Genomic DNA, 25,624 nt, shown 5'->3' with positions numbered 1-25,624 from the left:
CACCCTATGCCGAGAGTGGGGGCGTGCGCCGCCGGAGCCGGCCCTGGCTCACGAGGATGCCGAGCACGACGATCACGCCGCCGACCGGCTCGTTCCAGTGCAGGATCTCACCGAGCACGAGGATGCCGAGGACGACACCGACCAGGGGCGTGAGGTAGGTGACGGTCGACGCCGCCGTCGGGCCCCAGGAGTCGACGATCGTCGTCATCCAGATGTAGGCGACGCCGGTACCGAGTGCTCCCAGGGCGAGCATGCTGAGGACGACCGGGGCGTCGAGCGACACCGGCTGCATCGCGATGAACGGCGAGAGCACGAGCATGATGACGGCGGCGAGCGAAATCTCCACGGCCGAGATGACCACCGCGTCGTAGCTGTGGGTGCCGAGGACGAACTTCCGGAGGTAGACGAAGGCGATGCCGTAGCAGAGGGTCGCGCCGAGGCAGGCGAGCTGAGCCGGGATGGACTCGAGGATCGCCGGGTCGGCCAGGACGCGCCAGGGGCCGACGACGATCGCGACGCCGAGGGCACCGACGAAGATGCCGAACACCTGCAGGCCGTTCAACCGTTCCTTCGGGAGGAACAGGGCGCCGACGGCGAGCGTCATGATCGGCGTCGTGGCGTTGAGGATGCTCGACAAGCCCGACGGCAGGAACTGCCCGGCCCAGGAGAACAGGAGGAACGGGGCGACGCAGAGGAAGACGGAGACGACGGCGAGGTGCGCCCAGAGCCGACGCTCCCGCGGCCAGCGGCGTCGGGTGACGAGCATGATGATGCAGAGCGTCAAAGCGCCGAGCACCACGCGGGACAGGGCGACCTGCGCCGGAGCGAGCCCGGTCAGGCCGGTCTTCATGAAGAGGAAGCTGGCACCCCAGATGAGCGCAGCGCCGAGATAGGCGCCCAGCACCCTGCGGGACCCTGGTGCGACGAGCGCGGTGACACGGGTGTTCGGTGCTGCGGTGCTCATCGTGCTCCCTCGAGTCGGACGACTCAGCTTGGCATCACCCACCGACGCCCGCGTGCGCCGTCCTGCGACCCGGACGTCCTTGTCTCAGGACTCCTCTGGCACGCCGCCCTGCTCCCCGGGCGACGCGCCGGAGTTCTCCTGAGAACGGTCCGGTCGGTCAGACGGTGGTGGCGACGGGCTCCAGCCGGTGGATCGCCTCCACGAGCGGCGCGAGTTCCGGGAGCGACTCCGCGGTGGTGAGCGACTCCTCGAGGGCGCGATCGTGCACCGGTCGGGCCTCCTCGAGCAGCGCCTTCCCGGCCGCCGTGAGCTCGGTGTAGACCCCTCGTCGGTCGTCGGCGCACAGCACGCGGGTGAGGAGCGCGCGGTCCTCGAGGCGGTTGACGAGCCGGGTGGTGGCGCTCGGCGACAGGGCCGTCGCGCGGGCGAGCTGCTGCATGCGCATGTGCCAGCCGTCCTGGCGCCCCAGGGCGTCGAGCACGGTGTACTCGACCACGGAGAGCCGGGCCTCGGCCTGCAGCGCGCGTTCCAGATCGGACTCGATCGATCCGTACAGGGCGGCGAGCGTCCGCCACCCCTGCGCGCGGATCTCAACAGCGTCGTCGGCGATGCCCATCGGGACTCCTCGGTTCGAACATCGATCAATTGATTGCAGACGCACATAGTTGCTTGCGCTATTACCTAGCGCGTGCAACGATATCTATCGCGCGTCTGCAACTACCAGCGTACGCGCCCCGGCTGCAGGCCACCAGCACTCTCCCCACGACCCCCAGGAATCGCAGGAATCGTCATGCCACTCGGTCTCATCGCCCTCGCCCTCGGCGGCTTCGGCATCGGCCTCACGGAGTTCGTCATCATGGGGCTGTTGCCCGAGGTGGCGGCCGACTTCGGCGTCTCGGAGGCCGCAGCCGGTTGGCTCATCTCCGGCTACGCCCTGGCCGTCGTCGTCGGGGCGCTCGCCCTCACCGCGGCGGTCACCCGACTGCCGAAGAAGCCCGTCCTGCTGGCCCTGATGGTGCTCTTCATCGTCGGCAACCTCGTCTCCGCACTCGCCGGCGACTACCAGATCATGCTCGCCGGCCGCATCCTCGCCGCCCTCAGCCACGGAGCGTTCTTCGGTATCGGCTCGGTCCTGGCGGCGGCGATGGTCCCCGACCACAAACAGGCCGGCGCGATCGCGATCATGTTCACCGGCCTCACCGCGGCGAACGTGCTCGGCGTCCCGTTCGGCACGCTGCTCGGCCAGCACTTCGGCTGGCGCTCGACCTTCTGGGCCATCACGGTGATCGGGGTCGTCGCCTTCATCGGCATCCTGGCACTCGTGCCGAAGCCGAAGCGTGACGAAGCCCCGGCGTCGCTCCTCGCCGAGCTGCGCGCGTTCCGCTCCGGCCAGGTCTGGCTCTCGATCGCTGTCACGGTCCTCGGCTACGGCGGCATGTTCGGTGCGTTCACCTACATCGCGTACACACTCACGGAGGTCAGCGGCTTCGCCTCGACCACGGTGCCGTGGCTCCTCATCCTCTTCGGCGTCGGGCTCCTGGTCGGCAACATCGTGGGTGGCAAGGCGGCCGACCGGAACATCGACCGGACGCTCATCGTCGTCATCGCGGTGCTGACCGTGATCCTGGTCGCCTTCGCCGCGACCGCACAGTCGCCCGTCGCCACCGTGATCGCCCTCGTCCTCATGGGCGGCTTCGGATTCGCGACCGTCCCCGCGTTGCAGATGCGGGTCATGCGGTACGCGTCGGCCGCTCCCACGCTCGCCTCGGGAGCGAACATCGCCGCGTTCAACCTCGGCAACGCGCTCGGCGCCTGGCTCGGCGGCGTCACGATCACCGCCGGCCTCGGCTACACCTCTCCGATCTGGGCCGGAGCGGCCATCACCCTGCTCGGCCTGATCGTCATCATCGGTGCGTCCACCGCTGCGAAGCGCTCCCGCCGTCGTCCACAACTCCTGCAGGATGAGCCCACCGACGCCGCCCGCCAGGAGGTCCCGCACCCCGTGTGAGCCGCGCGCGACTCCAGCAGGAGTTGTGAACGCTCTGGGCTTCGCACCTCGACAAGCTCGGTGACCGGATGGGAGGCTCGGCAACGGGGCGGGGGGCTCGGTGACCGGGGTAGGGCGCTCGGTGACCGGGGTAGGGGCAGTCGGCGAGCGGGCCAGCGGCGAGCGGCGAGCGAAGGGCGAAGGGCGAAGGGCGCGCTACCGTGGGCGGATGAGCCGAACCCCTCGCCCCAGTGACACCATGATCGCGGTCGCCGAGCACTGGGCGGCCGAGCGACCGGCGATGCAGCCCGGCAGCCCGACCATCACGATGCTCGGAGCAGGCACGGCGAACGAGGTCGCAGCGGTCGAACTCGACGGCGGCGAGCGCGTCATCGTGAAGCTCTCCCCCGCGGACGCGGCCGGCCTCACCTACGAGCGGTCCCTCATGGCGACCGAGGCGCTCGCGCTCCGCATCCTCGGCCGTGCGGAGGTGCCGCAGCCGGAGATCGTCTTCGAGGCGACGCTCGACGGACGCGACGCGCTCGTGATGACCGAGCTCACCGGCCGGCCGGCGAACAGCACCGAGACCGTCCCCCTCGCCCGCGACGTCCTCGGCCGCACGCTCGCCCGTCTGCACGAGGCGGGTCGCACGCCGTTCCACGTGGAACCAGACGACGTCGACATCCCGGCGGAGGCCGCGTCCATCGATTCGGCGACCGGCCTCGCCGAGGGGAACCGATTCGGCTACCCCTTCCGCCCGGAGCTTCAGGCGGCCAGTGCCGCGGACGCCTACCGGCTCGTCGTGGAGGCCGTCCTCGCCGATGCCCTGCGGTTCGAGGTCGACCTCCCGGTCGCGGCGGACGAGATCCGACACCTGATCGACACCGCGCTGCCGGCCTTCGACAGCGTGACGGAGCCGACGCTCGTCCACTTCGACCTCTGGGAGGGCAACCTCCTCGTCATGCCCGAACACGGGGCGGAGGCCGCCCAACTGACCGGCGTCATCGACCATGAGCGCGCGCACTGGGCCGACCCCACCGCCGACCTCGTCTCCCTGGCGCTCTTCACCGACGTGCCGGAGACGGTCGCCGCCGACTCGGAACTCCTCCGCGCCTACCGCGAGACCTCCGGTCGCGAGCTCCTCCCCGACAAGGACGCCCGGACCCGCGCGCGGCTGTGGTCGCTGTACCTCGCGCTCGTCATGGTGGTCGAAGGCGTCCCGCGTGGCTACGAGGGCGACTGGTTCGACGAGCACGACGCGTCGGTGCGTACGTGGATCGGTGACATCGCGGCCTTGCTCGCCTGAGCCGCGCGACTCCCCGGCGCCTGAGCTGACCTCCTCCGGTCCCTGAGCCGGCCTCCTCCGGTCCCTGAGCTTGTCGAAGGGCGGTCGTGGCACTTCGACAAGCTCAGTGACCGGGGTGGGGGCTCAGTGACCGGGGTGGGGGCTCAGTGACCGGGGTGGGGGCTCAGCGACCGGGTGGGGCTCAGCGACCGGGTGGGGGCTCAGTGACCGGAGTCGGGCTCAGTGAACGGGCAAGCTCAGTGACCGGGAGTTGTGCGCAGCGGCGGTTGCGCGCGGCCGTACCCGCGCGGCTAGACTGGTCGGCTCGCCAGGCGGTGGGCGGCCCGGCGCGAACCTGCGCGGGCCCGTTCGGGAGCGATCGGCTCCCTGGGGAGTGCGCACCATGGGCTACATCGACGTCAGCGACCTCAGCTACACGCTGAGCGACGGACGGACCCTGCTGGACGAGGTCTCGTTCCGCGTCGGCGAAGGGGCGATCGCCGCGCTCATCGGAGCGAACGGCGCCGGCAAGACGACGCTGCTGCGGATCATCCGCGGCGAGCTCCAGCCCGACTCCGGGGTCGTCTCCATCGACGGCGGCCTCGGCGTGATGGACCAGTTCGTCGGTCGCGGTGACGATGACCGGACGGTCCGCGACCTCCTCGTCCAGGTCGCGCCTCCGCGGGTCCGTGCCGCGGCAGAGGCGGTCGACCGCGCCGAGCTCGCCCTCATGGAGGACGACGTCGAGGCGACCCAGATGGCCTACGCGACGACGCTCGCCGAGTACGCCGACGCCGGCGGGTACGACCAGGAGGTGCTCTGGGACAGCTGCTGCGAGGCGGCACTCGGGGTGCCCTACGACCGCGCGCAGTGGCGGACGCTTGGAACGCTGTCGGGCGGCGAGCAGAAGCGGCTCGTCCTGGAGGCCCTGTTCCGCGGCCCTGAGCAGGTCCTCCTCCTCGACGAGCCCGACAACTCGCTCGACGTCCCGACGAAGCGCTGGCTCGAGAGGATGCTCGCCGAGACCCGCAAGACGGTCCTCCTCGTCTCGCACGACCGCGAGCTCCTGGCACAGGCAGCGACCCGCATCATCACCCTCGAGGTCGGCGCGGCCGGCAGCACGACGTGGACCCATGGCGCGAGCTTCCGCAGCTACCACGAGGCCCGCGACGCCCGCCTCGACCGACTCGACGAACTCCGCCGGCGCTGGGACGAGGACCGCGTGAAGCTGCGCGCACTCGTGCTGCGTCTGCGCGAGCAGGCCAAGTTCAACGACTCCATGGCCTCCCGTTACCGCGCCGCGCAGACCCGACTCGCCAAGTTCGAGGAGGCCGGTCCACCTGAGGAGCGACCGAAGGACCAGCAGGTCACGATGCGCCTCCGCGGCGCACGCACGGGCCGCCGCGCGATCGTCTGCACGGGGCTGGAACTGACCGGCCTCATGCAGCCGTTCGACGCGGAGATCTGGTTCGGTGAGCGCATCGGCGTCCTCGGTTCGAACGGATCGGGCAAGTCGCACTTCCTCCGGCTGCTCGCCGGCGGTGGGACGGATCCCGATCCGGGCGCCGGACACCTCGCCGCAGCGGGCGACGCGCTCGTCCCGGTCGAGCACGACGGCGACGCCAAGCTCGGCGCGCGCGTGCAGCCGGGGTGGTTCGCGCAGTCGCACCGGCACCCCGAACTCGTCGGCCGGACCCTGCTCGACATCCTGCACCGCGGGGACGAGCACCGGTCGGGTCTCCCCCGCGAGGCCGCCAGCCGCGTGCTGGACCGCTACGGGCTGGCGGGTGCGGCCGAGCAGTCGTTCGAATCCCTCTCGGGCGGACAGCAGGCGCGCCTGCAGATCCTCCTGCTCGAACTCTCCGGTGCCACACTGCTGCTGCTCGATGAGCCGACCGACAACCTCGACCTCGTCTCGGCGGAGGCGCTCGAGCAGGGCCTGGCGGGTTTCGAGGGCACCGTGATCGCGGTCACCCACGACCGCTGGTTCGCGCGCGGCTTCGACCGCTTCCTCGTCTTCGGCTCCGACGGCCGGGTGCAGGCCTCCGACGAGCCCGTCTGGGAGGAGACCCGCGTCGACCGCGCGCGATAGCGGGTACCAGTTCAGGTACCAACGAGCTATCATCGATCCATGCCGGCACTCAACGTGACCTTCACCGACGCGGAACTCGAGCAGCTCCGCGCATCCGCCTCAAGTACGGAGACCTCCCTGAAGGTGTTCGTGCACGATGCTGCATTGGCTGCGGCGAACGACCGGAAGCGGATGATCGCCCAGCTCGCGCAGGAGGTCGCGGCGACCTCGGCCGAGCTCAACGCGCGCCTCGCGTGACCGCGTACTTCCTCGACCGCGAGGATGTCCTCACGGCCAGCGCCGCCGCGCTCGGCCACCAGCCTGCCGTCCGGGATTTCGGACTTCTCGACGCTGCAGTCGCCCGGCCGCAGAGCACTGTTTTCGGACTCGACGCCTACCCGGACAACTTCCTCAAAGCGGCAGCCCTACTGCACTCCATAGCTCGCAATCACGCTTTCGTCGACGGAAACAAGCGCACTGCTTGGGCGTCTGCGTGGGTGTTCCTCGGCGTAAACGGCATCCGGCTCAGCCACGGTTTCGACGTGGATGCAGCGGAGGCGTTCATGAACAGCGTCGCCACAGGTGACGGGGAGCTCGCATTCGTCGCATCCGTGCTGCGCAGTTTCGCCGCCCAGGAGGAAGACTGAGGCGACACCCCCCTGCATGAGTCGCCGCCTTGGTCAACCCACCGCCATCCTCAGGACCGTTCCCTACGCTGGCATCAACAACCCGAGCTCGGAGGTGATGGTCATGCAGTACAGCATCGCCATCGGCCGTGCCACCTACGACATCGAACCGGGTGTCGATCTGCCTGCGCTCATGTCCGAGATCGAATCCGCCGTCCAAGCCGGTGGCCGATTCGTCCGGGTGCCGCTCTCCTCCGACCGGACCATCGACGTGCTCGCCAGCCCTGGCCTGCACATCACGGTGGAGTCGTTCGCGAACCGTGCCCTGGAGATCGTCCCCACGATCGAGACGGGAACCCTGTCCGGTCTCGACGAATACGACGAGTTCGGCGAGTTCTGACCCGACCGTCCTCGACGGCTACGAACCGAGCGTCGTGCTCGGATACTCGCCGAAGCGGTTGGTGTACGAGGCGGAGAAGCGTCCGAGGTGGGCGAACCCCCATCGGTTGGCGATCTCGGCGACCGTGGCACGCCCTGGGTCGGCTTTGCGAAGCTCCTCCTGCACCCGGTCGAGTCGGACGCGTCTGAGGTAGTCGATCGCCGTGATGTCGTGCTCCTTGCGGAAGGCACTCTGCAGACTGCGCTGACTCATGCCGGTCGCCTCCGCCACGTCCTCGGTGCGGATGGGGAGGTGCGCGTTGGCGATCATGAACTCGACGGCGGCGCGGGTCTTCCCGCCGTTCGGTACCCCGATCTCGACCGGTGCGTGGAGCGCGGTGTGCGGGAAGGTCTCCAGGAGCGCGACCGCCGCCGCACGGTTCGCCTCGGCCCGCAGGAGCGCTGGACTCGTGTCGTCATAGATGACCCGGGCGACGGACGTCACCGAAGCGGCCCACCGGCGGAGCTGCTCACCGGTCGGTCGGGCTGTCGTGTCGAAGAGGATCGGGCCGCTCGTACCCTCCACCTCGCCGGCCACCCGCTCGAGGAAGCTCCCGTCGAAGTGCATGAGGTTCTGCCGGTAGTCCGTGAAGTCGAATTCGGCGAGCCGGTTGTTCGCGAACATGGCCGGCTGCCCGTGGACGAGACGCACCGGATCACCGGCGAGGTCGGTGGCTCCACTACCCGCGGTCAACCACGAGACGATGTACTCGCCCTGTGTCAGGACCGTACCCGTGACATGGCCGTCGAACTGGGTGCCGCGCAGGGTCAATTCGTCGTCGCCGATGGCGGTGTACCGGAAGGTGAACTCCGATTCCGTGGGTTCGATGACCATCTCGCCGGCGTTGTACGCACCGGCGAACAGGTCGCGGGCCTCATCGACGTCGCGACCTGCGACCTCGGACCGCTCGGCGGGTCCCGTGTGTTCGCTCATCGCTCATAGAATCTCACGACGGTGCCGAACTGTCACCCTCGACGGGGGCGTCCGGACGTGGAGCAGTCCACTCGATGTCAGGCGGTCCCTTGCAGGAAGCCGTGCTCCGCGCCCAGGACGTCGGTCATCGCGGACGACGTGATGCTGGCGAAGCGCGGCAGGATCGTCGTCTCGTGGACGGCGGTCGGCCGCTCGGACCAGACGGTCACGACGATCAGTCCACCCTCGGCGCGGAGCGACCACGCGACGATGTGCCGGGTGAGGACGCGGACGGTGTCGCCGTCGACGTCCAGCGCGATGGCTACACGGCTGAGTGACAGGCCGCCACCCGACTCGGCGCTGACGTGTGAGGTCTCGAAGACGATGTCGGTGCGGTCGAGCAGTCGGCCCGTCGTGCGCGCATCATCCAGGTCGAGGAAGTCGGGCGCGCTCGGAGACCAGGTCGTCACGGTCCCACCCCCAACTGGTGTTTCACAGATGCCCGACGGCCGGAGCTCGTCGTTGCGTTGATCGATCCGCCGAAGCGGACGCTCGGACCTAGGCCGCGGACTCGACGCGTTTTGCGGCGCCGGCTGCCGGCTCAGGGACGACACGCATGCCCTTGGCGCTGTTGGCCTGCTCGAGGAGCGCGGCCAACCACTCACGGTTGAGCTCAGGGGCGCGGCTGCCGTAGAAGGAGAACTGGAGGGGGATCATCGGGTTCAGCCAGAGCGACTGACGTCCGGTCCCACGGCCGGGGACGGCTTCGAGGTGGAACGCGAAGCTCTCGTTGCGTCGGAACTTGGTGAAGATGACCGTCTGCAGGTGAGCGAGCAGTCGGTCTTCGATCTCGTGCGGGGTCGGAGGGGTTCCGTAGAGGAGGTTTCCCATGAGGCGCGCCATCCGTTCTGTTTCGGTTCCGGGCTGGTTCCCGGCGCCGTTGATAACGCTAGATGTTCTAGCGATCCCCCGCTCTGACCTATCCGAAATGCGTCGGGTATCGCCCAGAACCGGGTCGGCGTTCAGGCTGCGCTCAGCTGCCGAAGGCCCAGGCCTCGCGGTCCCCGCGCAGTCTGGCGGCGAGCGCCGTCGCCTGTTCGTCGGTCAGCGACGCGACGTAGTCGAGGATGCCGCGCGCCCGACCGAGGCGGCCCAGGGCGCGAGGGTCGCTCTGCGGGCGGCCGCTGTCGGACTCGGGGTCGGCCGGAAGCCAGTCGGGGTTGTCCGCCCGCAGGCGGAAGTAGCCGTCGGTGGCGAGTTCGACGAAGTCGAGCAGCTTCTGCGGCGCGCGCGGGCCGTCGCGCGGGTCGTCGAGCCAGCTGTCCAGTTCGGTGACGAGCACGTCGAGCACCCGCGACTGGCCGCGCTGGTAGGTGGCGAAGTCCGGCCGGTCGATCACGAACCGGGTGTGGACGAACTTCAGCACGGTGACGTCGTGCCACGCCTCGGGTAGGAGCGACACGTGGCCGGAGCGCACGTTCGGCTCCTCGACGACGAGGACGGAGCGCTGGAGGCGACCGATCCAGGACGACACGAACGACTCGATGGCGCGTTCGGTGCGGCTGGAACCGTCGAAGGGGACGGCGAGGAGTCCTTCGACGAGCTCGGTCGCGACCCGCTGGACCGAGGCCCGAAAGTGCTCGTCGCTGGCGATCCACGGGTCGCGTGAGACGATCCGCCGGCGCAACAGTTCGAGCGAGTGGCCGGGTGCGCGGCTCCAGAGTTCGTCGGCGTCGAGCGCGGCGAGGGTGTGCTGATCGCGGAGGAAGGTGCGGAACTCGACCGCCACCGCCGCCTGCTGCAGGACGCCGGCCCGGTAGAAGTCGTCGAGGTCGTGCAGGGAGTAGGCGATGTCGTCGGCGACGTCCATCACGGAGCACTCGACGGTCTGCTGCCAGGGCGCGATCGCGGTGAATGCGCTGCGGGCGTCGAGCATGTCGTCGAGATCGAGGGTGTACGCGGAGAACTTCGGCGGCGCGGTCTCCCAGCGGCTGGCGGTTGACCCGCGAGGCATGCGGGTGGGGTCTGCCGGGTCGAGGTCGGGGCGGTGGATGGTGCGGCCCCAGGGGTACTTGAGCACGGCGGCGCGGGAAGCGGCCGTGAGATTGAGGCCCTCCTTCACCGTTTCGCACACGTCGAGCGCGGAGAGGATGCGGAACGACTGCGCGTTGCCCTCGAAGCCCTCCGCGAGGCCGAGCCGCTCACGTGCCAGGCGGTCGAGGACCTGTTCGCCGAGGTGGCCGAACGGTGGGTGACCGAGGTCGTGGGCGGAGGCGGCGGCCTGAACCACGACCGGGTCGCAGCCGCCGAGTCGCTCGACGATGGCGTTCTGCTCGGGATCGGTCGTGGTGAGCTGCATGGCGATCGCGCGCGCGACAGCGGTCACCTTGATCGAGTGCGTGAGGCGGTTGTGGACGACCTGACCGACGCCGGAGGGCGAGACGACCTGCGTCACGGCGGACAACCGCGCGAAGTAGGGGGAGAACCGGATGCGCTCGAGGTCGACGCGGTACTCGGGGTACTCCTCGCCGGTCGCGAACCGGTCCACCGGCTCGGGGATGAGTCGCCGTCGCCGCTGGTCGTCGTCCATCCCCTCACTGTATTGCGCGGCGGGTGGGAGACTGCAGGGATGCATCCGATCGATCGACTCCGAGCCGAGGTCGCCGCGCACGAGTCGAACGCTTGGGCCCACGAGCTCGGCTGGAAACCGCTCTTCGTCGCCTCTCCGGAGGCCCGCGTGCTCATCATCAGTCAGGCGCCTGGTCGTCTGGCGCAGGAGTCGGGCATCCCGTGGAACGACCCGAGCGGCGTCGTCCTCCGCTCCTGGATGGGTGTGACGCCCGAAGAGTTCTACGACCCGGCGAACGTCGCGATCATCCCGATGGACTTCTACTTCCCGGGCAAGGGGGCGAGCGGCGACCTGCCGCCGCGCCGCGACTTCGCGCCGCGCTGGCATCCACGCCTGCTCGAGCAGCTGACCGAGGTGCGCCTGACGATCCTCATCGGCGCCTACGCCCAGCGCGCCTACCTCGGACCGCGGGCCGGTCGCACCCTGACGGAGAACGTCCGCGCCGCGGAGACCCACCTCCCGCTCTTCCCGATCGTGCACCCGTCGCCGCTCGCCCGCGGCTGGCGCAGTAAGAACCCCTGGTTCCAGGAGGAGACGGTGCCGCTGCTGGCTGCACAGGTGCGGGCGGCGCTTACGGCGTGACGAATAGGCTGATGAGGATGCCGGCACGCCGGCGTCTGATCGAAGGGACGGGGGCACGTCGTGAGCGATGAACCGAGCGCTGGCGACGGACTGCGGCCGCCGGCCGAACCGCTGTCAGGGCCGAGCTCAGCCAGGGAGCCTGCCGCGTCGGCCGCTGGATCCGTGTCAGCCGCCGACCCTGGAGCAGCCGACCAGGACGGACCGGTCACCGGGCGAGCGTCCGGCGTCGGCATCACGCTGCTCCTGTTCGGGCTGCTTGTCGTGAGCTGGCTCGTCCAACTCTCCTTCGCACTGCAGGGCGAGTTCGGTCCGTCCGAGGACCGGCTCAGTGGCGGCGGGACGCTCGCCGGGTTCGTGCTCGGCGCCGCGATCGCGATCGGTTCGCCCATCGTCGTGCTCATCCTGCAGGCGCGGGTCCACAAGCGGACACCTCGACACTCGATCGTCGCCGTCATCGGCGCAGTCGTCGTGCTCATCATCGCCGTACCGATCAACGCGATCGTCGTCGGCCTCCAAGCGGTGAGCGTCATCAGCGGAAGCTAGGGACTCTCCGCCGCCGCCGCTCCGAGCTCGTCCATCGGGACAACTCCCGACCCGTGCCACGAACGATGCAGGGGCTCACTCGGGCGGGGCGCCACATGTCATCCCACAGTTTCGGTTGACATCGATACGGCCTCGCGTACCCTTCGAAAAAAGGAGAGACCATGCCTCACTTCGCCGTCCTGATCTACACCGAAGACTCCATTCACGCCGAAGATGCGACTGAGGAGGAACTGGCGGTTCCAGATGCACACGGACGAGCGCTCACTGAGACTGGTTCGCTGCGGGCCGCCTACGCGTTCACTCCGCGCGATCTTGCGCGATCGATCCGCGCGTCCGGAGTGACCATCGGTCCGTTCATCGACTCTCGAGAGGTGGTCGCGGGTGTCTACATCATCGAAGCCTCGACGTTCGAGGATGCGCTCACCATCGCTGCCACGAACCCCGAAGTTCAGCGAGGAGGAGGGGTCGAGGTCCGGCTGATTCACAGTGGCGGCACCGTCGAGACGTGACGGCTTCCGGAGTCGAGCCTCCCACGAGGGAGACGAGGCCTCTATTCGAGGACTTCCCAGAGTTCGATCGGGAGTCCCTCGGGGTCGTGGATGCGGACGAATCGGCCGTACTCCGTCTCCCACTCGGTTCGACGCTCGACAACGATCCCGGCTCCCTCGAGATGCGCTGTCAGGGCATCCAAGTCGCTCACGCGAAGGTTGAGCATGAACGGCTGGTCGTGAGCGAACGACTCGCTCGTCCCCGCAACAGGCGCGAAGACGGTCACGCCGGCCTCCTGCATCCAGACGGCGTCTTCGCCCTCCGCGCCGGCTTCGATGCCGAGATGCTCGCGGTACCAGGCCGCGCGCGCCGACGGGTCATGACTGCGGAAGAACAACCCGCCGATGCCGAGAACGCCCATGGGGTGAGCTTATCGACGCGAGGAACTCCGCGACCCCGACGCAGGCTCGAGCGCGGTGCTGCGGGACATGAGGACATACGGTGCACGTCCGCTGTCGTCCGTGATGGTCGATTGCGGCTCGAACCAAGTGATACCCGGAATCGTCTACGGGCGGGCATGTTGATCTCCGCTCAGCGGCATAGGGTTTGACGACCATGAGCCACTTCTCCGTTGTTCCCGCGTCGTATGTCTTCCTGCGCCGCGATCAATCAGTCCTGTTGCAACGACGGCAGAACACCGGCTACATGGACGACTGTTGGTCAGCGGGTGCCGCCGGTCATGTGGAGCTTGGTGAAACTGCGGCGTCTGCCGCAATCCGCGAGGCGAGAGAAGAACTTGGCGTCCAGGTGGCACCTGAGGCGCTATCGGCCGTGGCTGTCATGCAGAGAACCGATGGCACAGCGAACCCGATGGAACAGCGCGTCGACTGGTTCTTCGTCTGCGACGTCTGGGGTGGCGAACCACTGATCCGAGAACCAATCAAGTGCGCAGAACTGTCGTGGTTTCGCCTCGACGATCTACCGCTCAACCTGCCCGCTCACGAGCGGCTCGCACTGGACGCCTTGCGCGAGGGGCGCGGGTCAGCGGTCCTCACGTTCGGGTTCTGACCACCCGTCAGCGCGACTGTCCGGCCTTCCACGTGTTCCATAACGCGTTGACCTGATCCTTCTTGAACACACCAACCCCCAGATCGATTCTGGGTGGCGCGTGACCAGTTGAGACCACCATGATTTCCGGGCCACTTCCAATACGTACGCGCGCACTCTCGGGACACAACCTGCGTCGGGCTGATCGTTCTCCGTCTGATCCCTGCGACGATCGAGGAGTGAGCGAAGAGCCGAAACCGAAGTGGGCAAACCCTGAGCCGGCAATCCATCACGCGATCGCGCTGTGGGCGGCGAACTGCGCGGAGCGAGCTCTACCGATCTTCGAACAACAGCGCCCCGGTGACGATCGACCACGCGCAGCGATCGCGGCACTCCGAGCTTGGGAACGCGGTGAACTTCCGATGACGGCGTGCCGCACCGCTGCGTTCGCAGCACATGCGGCCGCACGCGACGCGACCGAAACAGGAGCATTCGCCGCCGTCGCCGCTGCTCGTGCAGCCGGTCAGGCATGCGCGGTAGCCCACATGTTCGACCACGCTCCGCACGCTGCGACCTACGCCGCGAAAGCCGTGGGCCTCAACGGAGACGATCAGGCCGCTCAGAAAGCTGAGCGTGCCTGGCAGTGGGAGAACCTGGCACCCGAGCTGCGCCCGATCGGCTTCCCCAGGGGGCTGTGACCGAACCCGTCTCCGGGAAGGCATCCGAAGGCCGCGACAGCGAAGAGGCCGTTGTCGCACCGAGCCCGAGCGGCTCGCCGCGAGTCGCTCTTACAGACCGGCGATTTCAGCCGATCGCACGACGAAGTACACGAGGATGGCGACGAATGCCACGACGAGGACGGCGGCGGTCCAGAACATCACGATGCGAAGCCGCCGCGTCTGTGGAGATTCGCCGGGTCGATTCCAGGGTGCGCGAGCCATGGAGCAACCTTAGCGGGGGGCGGCCCACGCTGAGCAAGCCGCCGCTCAGGTGCCGAGCTCTCGAGTCGCATCAGGAACGGCCGAGGCCGACGCGACGGCCCGAACCACCGCTGCGAGGGTCGCGCAGGCCTGAGCTGTCGAGAGGGCCCCGGACAGGATGCTTCGGGCGAGGGCGTCCCCGGCGCCGGGGATGGCACTCAACAATGCCGGGTCGATTGCGCCGGTCCATGGTTCCAGCGCCTCGCGGCAGATCTCGAGATACGCCAGCTCCGCCTCCGACCGCAGGCCGCTCAAGGTCGTCGAACCCTCCAGAGCGGCCACGACGGCCGCAAGCTCCATCCCCTCAGCGACCCAGCACTCGATGTAGGCCTCGGAGACCAGGTCGGCTACAGCAGCGAGGTCCCGGGGGGCGTTCTCGAGGGCACGAACCAGGGCGTCTCGCTGATGCGACTCAAAGGCCCGGTAGACCTCGGACAGCAATCCCGACAGAACACCGAAGTGGTCATAGGCCACAGGCTTCGTCACGCCGGCGTGCGCAGCCACCCGCGCCAGCGTGACGTCCGCGAGGTCATGCGTGCGGAGGAGGTCGCGGAACGCATCGAGCAACTGCGCGTGGCGCGCGTCCCACGAGAGGCGACGTCTCGGTGCCGACCTCAGGCTGTCGTCCGTAGTGGGTTCCATCCCCCGATATTATCTACTCTTAGTAAGTTACTATCGGTAGGTAATGGATCGAGAGGATCACCCATGACGTCACGAGACACCATCGCCGCCACCGAAGGTTCAACAGAGGAGGCTTCAATCGCATCCTCCACGCGGGTGTTCATCTTCGGGATCACGGGCAGGGTTGGCCGACTCCTGGCGACCCGGCTCCGCACTGGAGGACTCGTCGTCTCGGGGCTGACGAGGTCGTCATTGCCGGACCCCGCCCTCGAAGCCGATGGAGTGACGACCGTCACCGGCGAGCTCGGGTTCGCCACCACGGAGGAGATCACCGCGATGATCTCGGACTCGGACGTCATCGTCTTCGCGGCGGGGTCGAACGCCGGAGCCCAGAGCGTGACGGACTACATCGACGACGCGGCCCTGCAGCGTGTGTCGGAAGCGATCGCTGCGTCACCGGGGAAGCGCCTCATCCTGCTGTCTGTCCTGCCGGAGGCCTGGCGCGAACGGCAGCTGAGTGACGACGAAGAACACTACTTCGCCGTCAAGAAGCGAGCAGAGGTCGCACTCACCCGCCAGCCGATCGACTGGGTCATCCTCCGCCCGTCCCTGCTGACCGACGATCCGGGCCAGGGAACGGTCGCCCTGGGGCCCGCCGAGCTCCACGACGAGATCACCCGCGAGGATGTGGCCGCCGTCCTCGAGGCACTCATCCTCGAGCCGACCATCAGCCGGCGAATCCTCGAACTGAACACCGGGCCGACCGCCATCACCGAGGCGGTCGGCCGCATCGCACGTGCCTACCAGGCGTAGGCCTCGGGGGCCTGTCCACCGGGGCCGGGGAAGAGCTCGTCGAGGGCGGTGAGGTCGTCGGCGCTCAGCTCGATGTCGACTGCTGCGACCGCGGACTCCAGCTGCTCGATCGTGCGCGGTCCGATGATCGGGCCGGTGACGCCGGGCTGGTGCAGGAGCCACGCGAGACCGAGCGACGCCGAGGTCCAGCCCCGCTCGGCCGCGAAGCGGTCGTAGGCCTCGAGCTGGTCCTGCTGTTTGGCTCGGGCCTCGGTGATGCGAGACTCGCCCGACCGAGCGCCCTTGTCGGAGGAACCACCGCTCAGCAGACCACCGGACAGCGGCGACCACGGCAGGATGCCGAGCCCGTAGTGCTGCGCGGCAGGGATGACCTCGAGCTCGATCGAGCGCTGCGCGAGGTTGTAGAGCGACTGCTCGCTGACGAGACCGAGGAAGTGGCGCTGCGAGGCGACCTCGTTGGCCTGCGCGATGTTCCACGCGGCGAAGTTCGAGCTGCCGGTGTAGACGACCTCGCCGCGCGCGACGAGCACCTCCATCGCCTGCCACAGCTCCTGCCAGGAGATGTGCCGGTCGATGTGGTGGAACTGGTACAGGTCGATCCGGTCCGTCTGCAGGCGTTCGAGCGACGCGATCGCCTCACGACGGACCTGCCAGGCCGACGCGCCACGCGCGTTCACGACGTCCGAGCCGTCGTCGTTCGGGGCGACCATGGGCGAGTGGACCTTCGTCGCCAGGACGATGTCGTCACGGACGCCGGGGCGGGCTGCGAACCACCGGCCGATGATCTCCTCCGTCGCTCCGCGACCGGCGCTGCCACCGTACGCGTTCGCCGTGTCGAAGAAGTTGATGCCGAGGTCGAACGCCCGGTCCATGATCGCGAACGAGTCCTCCTCGCTGGTCCGATCGCCGAAGTTCATGGTGCCGAGCACGATCCGGGAGACCGTCGTCCCCGTGCGGCCGAGGTGCGTGTACTTCATCGTGGAGCCCTTCTCGTCGTCGAACCGGGCCGCGATCCCGCGGCGCGTCGAGTGTGTCACGGAAGCCGCCCGCGGCACCCCCGGCTCGACAGGACGGCCTCGACCGGCTACGGCCCGAGGCGATACCGTGGCACGATGCTCAGCCTCACCGACGTCTGGCCGCTCTTCGGCCTGGAGATCCGCACGCCGAGACTTGTCCTGCGCCTCGTGCGCGACGAGGACCTCCCCGGATTGATCGAGGCCGCCCTCGCCGGCGTCCACGACCCCGCCGTCATGCCGTTCTCCACGCCGTGGACCGACCAGCCGCGCGAACAACTCATCCGCGAGACCGCACGGCACCTCTGGACCCAGCGCGCGGGAGCGACACCGTCGTCCTGGACACTCAACCTCGCGATCCTCCTGGACGGGACGCCGATCGGCCTGCAGGACATCGGCGCCCGAGACTTCGCCGTCACGCGGACGGTCGGGAGCGGTTCCTGGTTGACGCAGGCACAGCAGGGCAAGGGGCTCGGCATCGAGATGCGGGCGGGCATGCTCCAGTTCGCCTTCGACCACCTCGACGCGCAGGTCGCGGTGTCGGACGCGGCCGTCTGGAACGGCGCATCGCTCGGCGTCTCGCGACGACTCGGCTATCGGGACAACGGTCTGCAACGCTTCATCGGGCGGCCAGGCGAGCTCGTCGACTCGCAGGGCCTCCGACTGCACCGCGACGAGTTCGTGCGACCCGACTGGACGGCTGAGGTCACCGGCCTCGATGCGGCACGGTCGGCGCTCCTCGGCGAGCCGTCAGCAGACTGAGAGCGCCAGTGTCCGCGTCATCGTGATGGGATGACCGACGGCTCCAGCGGCAGGACGAGGGTCGCGACGGTCGCACCGGGTGCGCTGGCCGTAGCGGGCGTGCTCCGCAGGGTCACGGAACCGCCGTGCGCGTCGGCGATCGCCCGTGCAGCCGGCAGGCCGAGCCCCACGCCCTGCACCGCCTGATCCCGGGCGTAATCCGCCCGGTAGAACTTGTCGAAGGCCTGACGGAGTTCGTCGGCGCTCATCCCGACGCCCGTGTCGGTGACGGTCACCTGGACGTGCCCGGCACCAGGCTCGACGACCACGTCGACCGTCCCAGCTGCCGGCGTGAACTTCACGGCGTTGACGACGAGCTCGGTGATGGCGCGGTGGACCTGCTCCGGATCCGCCGAGACGACCGCCGCCGCATCGGCGTGCAGTCGGACGACCGGACCGGAGACTCCCGCGGTCGCCGTCTCGATCGCACGCGCGGCGACGTCCGTGAGGTCGATACGGCTCGGTGTGATCTGGACCGTCGAATCCGACGCGGTCAACAGCTCCTGCACCCGCCGCTCCAACTCGACCGCGTTGCGCTGGACCACCCGCAGCGCCGGGAGCAGACCGGGGGCGTCGACCTCGGCGTCGTCCATGATCAGTTCGAGATACCCGTGGATGGAGGTGAGCGGCGTGCGCAGCTCGTGGGACACCGTCGTGAGGAACGCCTCACGGACGTTGATCGCGTTGGCGAGTTCGGTGACGTCGTGCGCGACGATGACCGTTCCCAGGTGCGTGTCGCCGTTGCGCATGACCCGCGCGGAGCTGGCGAGGATCGCCCGCTGTCTGCCGGCCTCCCCGACCCATTCCAGATGGTTCGAGAGCAACTCGCCCCGCAGCGCTCTGGGGATGATCTGCTCGTCGAACGGGATGGGTGTCCGACGATCGGCTTGGAGGACGTGTTCCCCGGCATACGGCGGGGTGTCCAGCCGGAACCCGACGGCGGCGACCATGTCGGCAGCGTGCGCGTTCGCCACGCCCAGGGTGCCGTCCGCCGTGTAGAAGGCCACGCCCGCGTCCACCGTCTCGAGGATCGACTCGGCGAGCGCCTCCGCGTCGAGCGCCCTGGCGAGCGAGCGTTCGAGCTGCGCGGCCTGCTCCTGGATGGCGTGCCGGCTCCGTCGCAGTTGGCGGGCTCCGATGTTCACGGCGACCGCGATACCGATGGTGAGCATGGGCAGCAGGGCGACGTTGAGCCAGTCCACAGCGGTCTCCGGCGTGCGAGCCCGAAGGACATAGGGAGCACTGCTGATGAACAAGGTCCCCACCACGGCCAGAATGATCATCCGCGGGGTGAACCCGAACGCCAACCACAGCACGGGGAAGATGCAGAGGAGGCTCGCGCCCGGAGTCACGCTGATGAGCTCGAGCCGGATGCTCGCGACGGCGAAGAGGTCGAGGACGGCGATGACGGCCATCGCGTGCGTCGGCCAGCGTTCCCAGGGCAGGACAGCTGCGAGGAGGGTGCTGATCGCCGCGAGAGCGGTGCCCGAGAGGACGGCGACCGTGAAGAACCGCTCGGGCAGGACGATCGCGACGAGGATCGCGACGATGCCGAAGGCGATCGCGAACGGGAGCTGTGCACGGGCGAACACCCGGAGTCGGCCGCGTCGAGAGGCTTCATGTTCCAACAGCGGCATGATCGCCCACTCTCTCCAGCTCGGTCAGAGAGGACGTCGGCCGGATTCCACGTCGATCAGCTGATCGACGTCAATCTAACCCATGCGCACGCGGACAGCCATCGTCGCAGGCCCGGAGCGCTCAGCCATCGCGTCTGACGGATGGATTTGCGTTAATCGGATCACCGATCAGTGGAATCACGAGTGGGCGAGCTGAGGGGTCGGAGCCGGAGCGGAAGCCGTCACCGCAGGCCGACGGTCCAGGTGGATCCCCGCGATCATGCAGCGGACGGAACCCCCGGCGAGCTCGATGGTCGGGACGTCCAACGGCAGGATCCGACAGCTGCGCTCGATGACCGCCAACTGATCCGGCCGCAGGCTCTGCACGGCCCGGCTCGAGATCGCGAGGAGACGCTCCCCCGTCGCCGACCGCAGCTCGATCGCGTTGCCGGCGAAGTCGCAGACCTGCCCGTAGTCGAGATCGACGATCGTCCGTCCGTGAGCCGTGAGCCGCTCGACCACCTGATCGCGTCGCGCCGGCGAGGCGATCAGGTCGAGACCGACGAGCGCGAACTCGGTCGCCACGCCCATCATGACGTTGGTGTGGTAGATCGGGACCCCGTGCGGGTCGACCGCGTCGAAGACGAGCGGCTCGTAGCCGAAGTTGGTGCAGAACCGCTCGAGGGCGATCGGGTCGGCCCGGTGGGATCGCGCGACGAACGCCACCCGGGCCGCGTGGTCGAGCACCATCGCACCGGTGCCCTCGAGGAACACGTCGTCGAGCTCCAGCCCCGAGTAGTCGATGACGTCCTGCACGCGGTACTCGCGCTTCAGCATCTCGACGATGTCCCACCGGCGCTCGCGTCGGCGGTTCACCGCGTACATCGGGTAGACCGCCAGGTGCCCGCCCGCATGGGTCGACAGCCAGTTGTTGGGGAAGACGCTGTCGGGGCGGTCCGGGTCCTCATCGTCGAACAGGTGGACGCGGACGCCCGCCGCCTCGAGCGCCTGCGCCACGGCGGTGACCTCGTCGAACGCCGCGTGAGCCACCCCGGACACGGATTCCGACGGGACGCCCTCCGCGACCTGGAAGACGTTGTCGGCCGCGGTCAGCGGGTTCGGCGTGAACCGGTGCGGCCGGATGAGCACCACGGCCGACGGCGCCTGCACGGACATGTCGGACTCAGCCGACGGGCGAGAGCGCGCCGACGAGCCCGAAGAGATCCTTCGGGTCGTCGGGGGCGGCGACGAGGTCGATCTCCTCGAAGTACTCGCTGCCGTCGACGGAGTCGCGGAGGAAGCGCAGCGCGGTGAAGTCCTCGATCGCGAAACCGACGGAGTCGAAGAGCGTGATCTGCTCCCGCGAGCTGCGGCCGGGGACGGCACCCGTGAGGACCTGCCAGAACTCGATCACCGGGAAGTCGGGAGCCATCTGCTGGATCTCGCCCTCGATGCGGGTCTGCGGCGGGAATTCGACGAACACCTCGGCGCGATCGAGGATCGACGCCTCGAGCTCCGTCTTGCCGGGGCAGTCGCCACCGATGGCGTTCAGGTGCATGCCGGGCTCGACCAGGTCGTTCGTGAGCACGGTCGCGAGCGCCTTGTCGGCCGTGCAGGTCGTGACGACGTCCGCGCCCGCCACGGCGTCAGCGGCACTCGTCCCGATGACGACCTCGAATCCGAGCGGCTCCAGGTTGCGCGCGAACTTGTCCATCGCGAGCGGGTCGACGTCCCAGATCCGGACGGTGTTGATCCCGAGGGCGGCCCGCATGCCGAGGGCCTGGAACTCGGCCTGGCTGCCGGCGCCGATGAGGGCGTGGACGCTCGAGTCGGGACGGGCGAGGTGCTTCGCGACCATGCCCGACGTCGCGGCGGTCCGGAGGGCCGTGAGGAGCGTCATCTCGGCGAGGAAGGTGGGGTAGCCGTTGTGCACGTCGGCGAGGACGCCGAACGCCGTGACCGTCTGGTAGCCCCGGGCTGGGTTGGAGGGGTGACCGTTCACGTACTTGAAGGCGTAGGTCTCGTGGTCGCTCGTCGGCATGAGCTCGATGACGCCGAAGGGCGTGTGACTGGCGACACGCGGGCTCTTGTCGAACGAGGGCCAGCGGCGGAAGTCGGCCTCGAGGTAGCCGATCATGCCGGCGATGATGCGCTCAGGACCTCGATCGGCCGTCCAGCGGACCATGTTGCGGACATCGACGAAACGCGTCATGACGTTCCCTTCCAGACGAGTCGGGGTGTGAGAGCCACCGTGCGCAGATCGCACCCGGTGCTTCGAGCCTAGATTTCGACGATCTGCACTTTCCATTCCAGAGATGCGCGATTTGTGCACAGGTTATGCACAATGTGAGTAAGTCGGTTGTACATTGTGAGCATGGCAGCGCTCGACGATCTCGACCGAAGGCTGCTGGCTGCGCTCCGAGCCGACGGTCGGGCATCGGTCGCGAGCCTCGCGCGGTCGCTCGACGTCACCCGGGCCACGGTCACCAGCCGCCTGGAGCGCCTCGTCTCCTCGGGCACCGTCGTCGGGTTCTCGGTCCGGGTGCGCGACGAACTGGACCCGGGGACCATTCGCGCGATCGCCTTCATCGAGGTCGAGGGCCGCTCCACGGACCACGTCATCCGCCAACTGCGCGGCTTCCCCGAGATCAGCGCACTCCACACCACCAACGGCGGGTGGGACCTGGTCGCGGAACTCCGCACCGAGACCCTCACCGACTTCGACCGCGTGCTCGGCGGGATCCGACGCATCGAGGGCGTCGTCAACAGCGAGACGAGCCTCCTGCTGAGTTCCGTCCTGCGCTGACGACCCGGTCGCGGTCGCGGAGCTTCAGCCCCGGTCCCTGAGCTGAACCCGGTCCCTGAGCTGAACCCGGTCCCTGAGCTGAAACCCGGTCCCTGAGCTTGTCGAAGGGCACACGGCCTGACCCCGCCCTTCGACAGGCTCAGGGACCGGACGGGGAGCTCAGGGACCGGACGGGGAGCTCAGGGACCGGACGGGGAGCGCAGGGAACGGACGGGTGCGACGAGCCGACGCTAGAGGCGCGGGTCGATCGGCTCGGACTCCATGGCGAGCACGCCGAAGACGGCTTGGTGCACCCGCCAGGTCGGTTCACCGGCGACGAACCGTTCGACCGCCTCGGCGCCGAGCGCGTACTCACGCAGCGCCATCGACCGCTTGTGGCCGATGTCCCGATCGCGCAGGCGCTCGAGGTTGTGCGGCTCCGTGTAGTCGGGACCGTAGATGATGCGCAGGTACTCACGGCCCCGCACCTTGATGCCGGGCTGCGCGAGCGACTTCTCACCGCGGACGAGACCGGCCACAGGCTTCACGACCATGCCCTCACCACCCGCACCGGTCAGCTCCTCCCACCACGCGGTCGCGGCATTCTCGGAGGCCGACGAGGTGAGGTCGACCTCGATCGAGCGGGTCCGACGGATGAGCTCCGGGTCGGCGTCCGCCAGGCGATCCGCGACCGCGAGATGCCAGGCGTGGTCGCGGCCCAGGTGACTCGCCCCGGTCGAGGCGAGGAGCTGGAACGGAGCGATCTGCACGCCCTCCAGACCGTTCGAGGGCGCGGTGTACGGGCGGTAGGCCGCAACGTAGGCGTCGGCGGCCTCGGCCCGTCGACGCGTCCGCTCAAGCAGGTCCGAGACGTCGACACCCGTCGCCGCCGCCTGCTCCAGCACGTGCACGGCCGCCGGGAGTGCAGCGGTCGCGGCAGCTCCGACCGAGGCGTACTGGTCGCGGATCAAGCTCTCCGCCTTCACCGACCATGGCAGCAGCTCGCTGTCGAAGAGCAACCAGGAGGCGTCGAATTCCTCCCAGAGACCGGCTCGCTCCACGGCGGCGTCGAGCCGGGTCAGGAGCGTCTGCGTCGTCTCCTCGTCGAAGAACGGGCGTCCGGTTCGGGTGTGGACGGTCCCGCGCCACCCGGCAGACGCACCGAAGGGTGCCGGATCACGCGTGAGCAGCACGACGGCACGCGAGCCCATGTGCTTCTCCTCGCAGACCACCCGGTCGAGCCCATCCCGGCGATACGCCTCGAACGCCTCAGCGGGGTGCTCCAGGAGGTCCTTCCGCTGCGAGGTGCTCGGCGGACTCATCGTCGGCGGCAGGTAGACCAGACGCCGCGGGTCGATCGCGAACCGGCTCATGACCTCGAGTGCGCCGGCCGCCGCATCTTCGCGGATGCCGACCCGGCCCGAGACACGGGTCTCGACGACCTGCTTGCCGAGGACGTCGTCGATGCGCAGCAGCCCGGGATCCCGCTGCTCACCGGCGGGACCGGTCGGGCGGCCGAGCGGCACGACGGGTTCGTACCAGACCTGCTCGGCCGGCACGTCGACGACCTCGCGCTCCGGCCACCGCAGGGCACTCAGCTTGCCGCCGAAGACGCAGCCGGTGTCGAGGCACATCGTGTTGTTGACCCACTCGGCGTCGAGGGTCGGCACGTGGCCGTAGAGGACGGTCGCCTTGCCGCGGTAGTCCTCCGCCCAGGGCAGCCGCACGGGCAGGCCGTACTCGTCGGTCTCCCCCGTGGTGTCGCCGTACAGCGCGAACGACCGCACCCGCCCGGAGGCGCGGCCGTGATACTGCTCGATCAGGCCGGCGTGCGCGACGACGAGCTTCCCGTCGTCAAGGACGAGGTGTGCGACGAGTTCGCGACAGAACCGTTCGACCTCGGCACGGAACTCCTCCGGCTCCTCGGCCAGTTGGGCGAGCGACTCGGCGAGCCCGTGACTGGTCTGCACCCGCTTGCCCTGCAACGCCCGGACGAGCTTCGACTCGTGGTTCCCGGGCACCGCCAAGGCATGTCCCGCGCCCACCATCCCCATCGCCAGTCGCAGCACGCCAGGAGTGTCCGGCCCGCGGTCGACGAGGTCGCCGAGGAAGATCGCGCGGCGGCCCTCGGGGTGCGCGGCGTCGATCGGGCGACCCTCCACGTCGCGCTCGATCACGTAGCCGAGCTTCGTGAGCAGCGTCTCGAGCTCGCTCCGGCAACCGTGCACGTCGCCGATCGCATCGAAGGGACCGCGCTCCTGACGGCGGTCGTTGAGCAGCGGCTCACGGACGAACGACGCCTGCGCGATCGCCTCCACCCCGGAGAGCACGTGGACCTTCCGGAAGCCCTCCTTGCTGAGGTGCCGCATCGACCGGCGCAGTTGGTCCTGCTGACGCTTGATGACGGCCGCGCCGAACGAACGGTCCTCGCGAGCCTCATTGCGCTCGATGCAGACGCGCTCAGGGACGTCGAGCACCACGGCGACGGGGAGGACGTCGTGGTTGCGTGCCAGGTCGATGAGCGATTTGCGCGAGGCTGGCTGGACGTTGGTCGCGTCGATGACCGTGAGGAGCCCGGCGTCCAGGCGGCGCGCGGCGACATCGCGAAGTGCTGCGAAGGCATCGGCGCTGGCGGCCTGGTTGTTCTCGTCGTTGGAGACGAGCCCACGGAAGAAGTCACTCGACAGGGTCTCGAACCGGCCGAAGTGCGTGGCGGCGAAGGTCGACTTGCCGGACCCGCTCACGCCGATGAGGACCACGAGCGACAGTTCGGGGATCGGCAGGGCGGCGGGGGTCTGCTCGAGGTCGCTCATGAGGTGGCCTTCCGGAAGATGGCGAGCTGCGTCGGCGAGCCGAGCTGCGGGTCGACGTCGCCGACCGTACGGTGCTCGACGCCGTAGCCGTACCGCTCGGCCGCAGTGGTGCACCAGGTCGCGAACTCCTGGCGGTCCCACTCGAAGCGGTGGTCCGGGTGCCGGAACGAGCCCGCCGGCAACGAGGGGTACAACGCGTTGTACTCGCGGTTCGGCGTCGTGACGATCACGGCCTCGGGAGCCGCAGCACCGAAGATCGAAGCCTCGAGTGCATCGAGGCGCTCGGCGTCGATGTGCTCGACGACCTCCATGAGCACGATCGCATCGAGTCCGCGCAGCCGGGTGTCCGCGTAGGTCGCCGAGGACTGCAGCAGCTGGACACGCTCTCGGACGCGATCGCTCGCGTCGCGGAGCCCGAGCCGCTGCGACGCGGATGCGAGCGCGCGTGCGGAGACGTCGGTACCGATCACCGTGGTGACGACGGGATCCGCCAGCAATCGCGTGAGGAGGGCGCCCTCGCCGCACCCGACGTCGGCGACCGACCGTGCCCGCACGTCGGCGAGCGCCTGCAGGACCGCCTCGGCGCGCAGGCCGGCGAGTGCCGGGGC

The 25,624-nt window shown here is 69.0% G+C and carries 29 protein-coding genes; 14 read left to right on the top strand and 15 right to left on the bottom strand.

The annotated features are described in order from the left end of the window. Positions 1–4: 4 nt before the first annotated feature. Positions 5–964 carry a DMT family transporter gene (locus tag IFT89_RS03630; RefSeq protein WP_202938266.1) on the bottom strand — a complete coding sequence of 320 codons (960 nt, stop codon included), beginning with the start codon at positions 962–964 and terminating at the stop codon, positions 5–7. A gap of 157 nt (positions 965–1,121) precedes the next feature. After that, on the bottom strand, positions 1,122–1,580 hold the full coding sequence (locus IFT89_RS03625) for a MarR family winged helix-turn-helix transcriptional regulator (protein WP_137242863.1): 459 nt from the start codon (positions 1,578–1,580) through the stop codon (positions 1,122–1,124). A 174-nt stretch (positions 1,581–1,754) separates the two neighbouring features. Here IFT89_RS03625 and IFT89_RS03620 point away from each other — a divergent pair, with 174 nt between their 5' ends. The 6 genes from IFT89_RS03620 to IFT89_RS03595 all read left to right on the top strand — a co-directional run bounded on the left by IFT89_RS03620 (position 1,755) and on the right by IFT89_RS03595 (position 7,333). Then, positions 1,755–2,972, top strand: a complete 1,218-nt coding sequence (locus IFT89_RS03620) for an MFS transporter (protein ID WP_202938265.1) — start codon at positions 1,755–1,757, stop codon at positions 2,970–2,972. A 208-nt stretch (positions 2,973–3,180) separates the two neighbouring features. Then, a complete protein-coding gene (locus IFT89_RS03615; protein WP_202938264.1) occupies positions 3,181–4,257 on the top strand; it encodes a phosphotransferase family protein in 1,077 nt (358 codons plus the stop codon). Positions 4,258–4,639: 382 nt separating this feature from the next. After that, the gene (locus IFT89_RS03610) at positions 4,640–6,328 is read left to right on the top strand and encodes an ABC-F family ATP-binding cassette domain-containing protein (protein WP_202938263.1); all 1,689 of its coding nucleotides are present in this window, start codon (positions 4,640–4,642) and stop codon (positions 6,326–6,328) included. Between the two features lie 39 nt (positions 6,329–6,367). Next, complete coding sequence (locus tag IFT89_RS03605; RefSeq protein ID WP_137242867.1) at positions 6,368–6,565, top strand: antitoxin Phd; 198 nt, start codon at positions 6,368–6,370, stop codon at positions 6,563–6,565. Beyond that, entirely contained in the window at positions 6,562–6,954 is a 393-nt protein-coding gene (locus tag IFT89_RS03600; RefSeq protein WP_137242868.1) for a type II toxin-antitoxin system death-on-curing family toxin, read from the top strand. Before IFT89_RS03605 ends, IFT89_RS03600 begins: the two co-directional genes overlap by 4 nt. 103 nt (positions 6,955–7,057) lie before the next feature. Next, a complete protein-coding gene (locus tag IFT89_RS03595) occupies positions 7,058–7,333 on the top strand; it encodes a hypothetical protein (protein WP_192018900.1) in 276 nt (91 codons plus the stop codon). 18 nt (positions 7,334–7,351) lie between these two features. Here the strand turns inward: IFT89_RS03595 and IFT89_RS03590 are convergent, their stop codons facing one another. The 4 genes from IFT89_RS03590 to IFT89_RS03575 all read right to left on the bottom strand — a co-directional run bounded on the left by IFT89_RS03590 (position 7,352) and on the right by IFT89_RS03575 (position 10,874). Continuing rightward, positions 7,352–8,305: a helix-turn-helix transcriptional regulator gene (locus IFT89_RS03590; protein ID WP_202938262.1), complete on the bottom strand. Its 954-nt coding sequence runs from the start codon at positions 8,303–8,305 to the stop codon at positions 7,352–7,354. A 77-nt stretch (positions 8,306–8,382) separates the two neighbouring features. Continuing rightward, positions 8,383–8,754, bottom strand: coding sequence for a hypothetical protein (locus IFT89_RS03585; RefSeq protein ID WP_137242871.1), 372 nt, complete (start codon positions 8,752–8,754; stop codon positions 8,383–8,385). Between the two features lie 88 nt (positions 8,755–8,842). Further along, positions 8,843–9,175, bottom strand: coding sequence for a DUF7882 family protein (locus IFT89_RS03580; RefSeq protein ID WP_079706140.1), 333 nt, complete (start codon positions 9,173–9,175; stop codon positions 8,843–8,845). A gap of 142 nt (positions 9,176–9,317) precedes the next feature. Next, positions 9,318–10,874: a deoxyguanosinetriphosphate triphosphohydrolase family protein gene (locus IFT89_RS03575; protein ID WP_137242872.1), complete on the bottom strand. Its 1,557-nt coding sequence runs from the start codon at positions 10,872–10,874 to the stop codon at positions 9,318–9,320. Between the two features lie 39 nt (positions 10,875–10,913). Here IFT89_RS03575 and IFT89_RS03570 point away from each other — a divergent pair, with 39 nt between their 5' ends. The 3 genes from IFT89_RS03570 to IFT89_RS03560 all read left to right on the top strand — a co-directional run bounded on the left by IFT89_RS03570 (position 10,914) and on the right by IFT89_RS03560 (position 12,547). Then, positions 10,914–11,495, top strand: coding sequence for a uracil-DNA glycosylase family protein (locus tag IFT89_RS03570; protein ID WP_202938261.1), 582 nt, complete (start codon positions 10,914–10,916; stop codon positions 11,493–11,495). A 162-nt stretch (positions 11,496–11,657) separates the two neighbouring features. Beyond that, on the top strand, positions 11,658–12,038 hold the full coding sequence (locus IFT89_RS03565; RefSeq protein ID WP_202938260.1) for a hypothetical protein: 381 nt from the start codon (positions 11,658–11,660) through the stop codon (positions 12,036–12,038). Positions 12,039–12,199: 161 nt separating this feature from the next. Then, positions 12,200–12,547, top strand: a complete 348-nt coding sequence (locus IFT89_RS03560) for a YciI family protein (RefSeq protein ID WP_202938259.1) — start codon at positions 12,200–12,202, stop codon at positions 12,545–12,547. A 41-nt stretch (positions 12,548–12,588) separates the two neighbouring features. On the opposite strand, the gene IFT89_RS03555 is transcribed toward IFT89_RS03560, so the two are convergent. Continuing rightward, the gene (locus IFT89_RS03555) at positions 12,589–12,948 is read right to left on the bottom strand and encodes a VOC family protein (RefSeq protein WP_202938258.1); all 360 of its coding nucleotides are present in this window, start codon (positions 12,946–12,948) and stop codon (positions 12,589–12,591) included. Between the two features lie 194 nt (positions 12,949–13,142). On the opposite strand from IFT89_RS03555, the gene IFT89_RS03550 reads away from it, so the two are divergent. Both IFT89_RS03550 and IFT89_RS03545 read left to right on the top strand, forming a co-directional pair. Continuing rightward, on the top strand, positions 13,143–13,595 hold the full coding sequence (locus IFT89_RS03550) for an NUDIX hydrolase (RefSeq protein WP_202938257.1): 453 nt from the start codon (positions 13,143–13,145) through the stop codon (positions 13,593–13,595). Positions 13,596–13,813: 218 nt separating this feature from the next. After that, positions 13,814–14,272, top strand: coding sequence for a putative immunity protein (locus tag IFT89_RS03545; protein WP_202938256.1), 459 nt, complete (start codon positions 13,814–13,816; stop codon positions 14,270–14,272). 90 nt (positions 14,273–14,362) lie between these two features. Here the strand turns inward: IFT89_RS03545 and IFT89_RS03540 are convergent, their stop codons facing one another. Then, complete coding sequence (locus IFT89_RS03540; RefSeq protein WP_202938255.1) at positions 14,363–14,515, bottom strand: hypothetical protein; 153 nt, start codon at positions 14,513–14,515, stop codon at positions 14,363–14,365. A 45-nt stretch (positions 14,516–14,560) separates the two neighbouring features. Continuing rightward, positions 14,561–15,121 carry a TetR/AcrR family transcriptional regulator gene (locus IFT89_RS03535; protein ID WP_244650573.1) on the bottom strand — a complete coding sequence of 187 codons (561 nt, stop codon included), beginning with the start codon at positions 15,119–15,121 and terminating at the stop codon, positions 14,561–14,563. Between the two features lie 138 nt (positions 15,122–15,259). On the opposite strand from IFT89_RS03535, the gene IFT89_RS03530 reads away from it, so the two are divergent. Further along, positions 15,260–15,988, top strand: coding sequence for an NAD(P)H-binding protein (locus tag IFT89_RS03530; RefSeq protein WP_202938253.1), 729 nt, complete (start codon positions 15,260–15,262; stop codon positions 15,986–15,988). Here the strand turns inward: IFT89_RS03530 and IFT89_RS03525 are convergent. Continuing rightward, on the bottom strand, positions 15,976–16,965 hold the full coding sequence (locus IFT89_RS03525; protein WP_202938303.1) for an aldo/keto reductase: 990 nt from the start codon (positions 16,963–16,965) through the stop codon (positions 15,976–15,978). The two genes, IFT89_RS03530 and IFT89_RS03525, sit on opposite strands and share 13 nt — an antisense overlap. Positions 16,966–17,100: 135 nt before the next feature. On the opposite strand from IFT89_RS03525, the gene IFT89_RS03520 reads away from it, so the two are divergent. Then, on the top strand, positions 17,101–17,763 hold the full coding sequence (locus IFT89_RS03520) for a GNAT family N-acetyltransferase (protein WP_202938252.1): 663 nt from the start codon (positions 17,101–17,103) through the stop codon (positions 17,761–17,763). Between the two features lie 17 nt (positions 17,764–17,780). Here IFT89_RS03520 and IFT89_RS03515 read toward each other — a convergent pair whose 3' ends face one another. The 3 genes from IFT89_RS03515 to IFT89_RS03505 form a co-directional block, all read right to left on the bottom strand. Then, a complete protein-coding gene (locus tag IFT89_RS03515; protein WP_202938251.1) occupies positions 17,781–19,439 on the bottom strand; it encodes an ATP-binding protein in 1,659 nt (552 codons plus the stop codon). A gap of 177 nt (positions 19,440–19,616) precedes the next feature. Beyond that, positions 19,617–20,594, bottom strand: a complete 978-nt coding sequence (gene ctlX / locus IFT89_RS03510) for a citrulline utilization hydrolase CtlX (RefSeq protein WP_202938250.1) — start codon at positions 20,592–20,594, stop codon at positions 19,617–19,619. A gap of 7 nt (positions 20,595–20,601) precedes the next feature. Next, a complete protein-coding gene (locus tag IFT89_RS03505; protein ID WP_138945790.1) occupies positions 20,602–21,630 on the bottom strand; it encodes an ornithine cyclodeaminase in 1,029 nt (342 codons plus the stop codon). A 162-nt stretch (positions 21,631–21,792) separates the two neighbouring features. Here IFT89_RS03505 and IFT89_RS03500 point away from each other — a divergent pair, with 162 nt between their 5' ends. Next, positions 21,793–22,224 carry an Lrp/AsnC family transcriptional regulator gene (locus IFT89_RS03500; RefSeq protein WP_079704383.1) on the top strand — a complete coding sequence of 144 codons (432 nt, stop codon included), beginning with the start codon at positions 21,793–21,795 and terminating at the stop codon, positions 22,222–22,224. Positions 22,225–22,454: 230 nt separating this feature from the next. Here IFT89_RS03500 and IFT89_RS03495 read toward each other — a convergent pair whose 3' ends face one another. Both IFT89_RS03495 and IFT89_RS03490 read right to left on the bottom strand, forming a co-directional pair. Then, positions 22,455–25,016, bottom strand: a complete 2,562-nt coding sequence (locus IFT89_RS03495) for a polynucleotide kinase-phosphatase (RefSeq protein ID WP_202938249.1) — start codon at positions 25,014–25,016, stop codon at positions 22,455–22,457. Then, positions 25,013–25,624: methyltransferase (locus tag IFT89_RS03490; RefSeq protein WP_202938248.1), on the bottom strand; the 612-nt coding region annotated here is incomplete at its 5' end. The genes IFT89_RS03495 and IFT89_RS03490, both read right to left, overlap by 4 nt.

This window comes from Plantibacter sp. CFBP 13570, assembly GCF_014841395.1.
GTDB classification, from domain to species: Bacteria; Actinomycetota; Actinomycetes; order Actinomycetales; family Microbacteriaceae; genus Plantibacter; species Plantibacter auratus.
The sequence above is the reverse complement of the archived record's forward strand: the minus strand, read 5'-3'. Positions and strand labels throughout refer to the sequence as shown.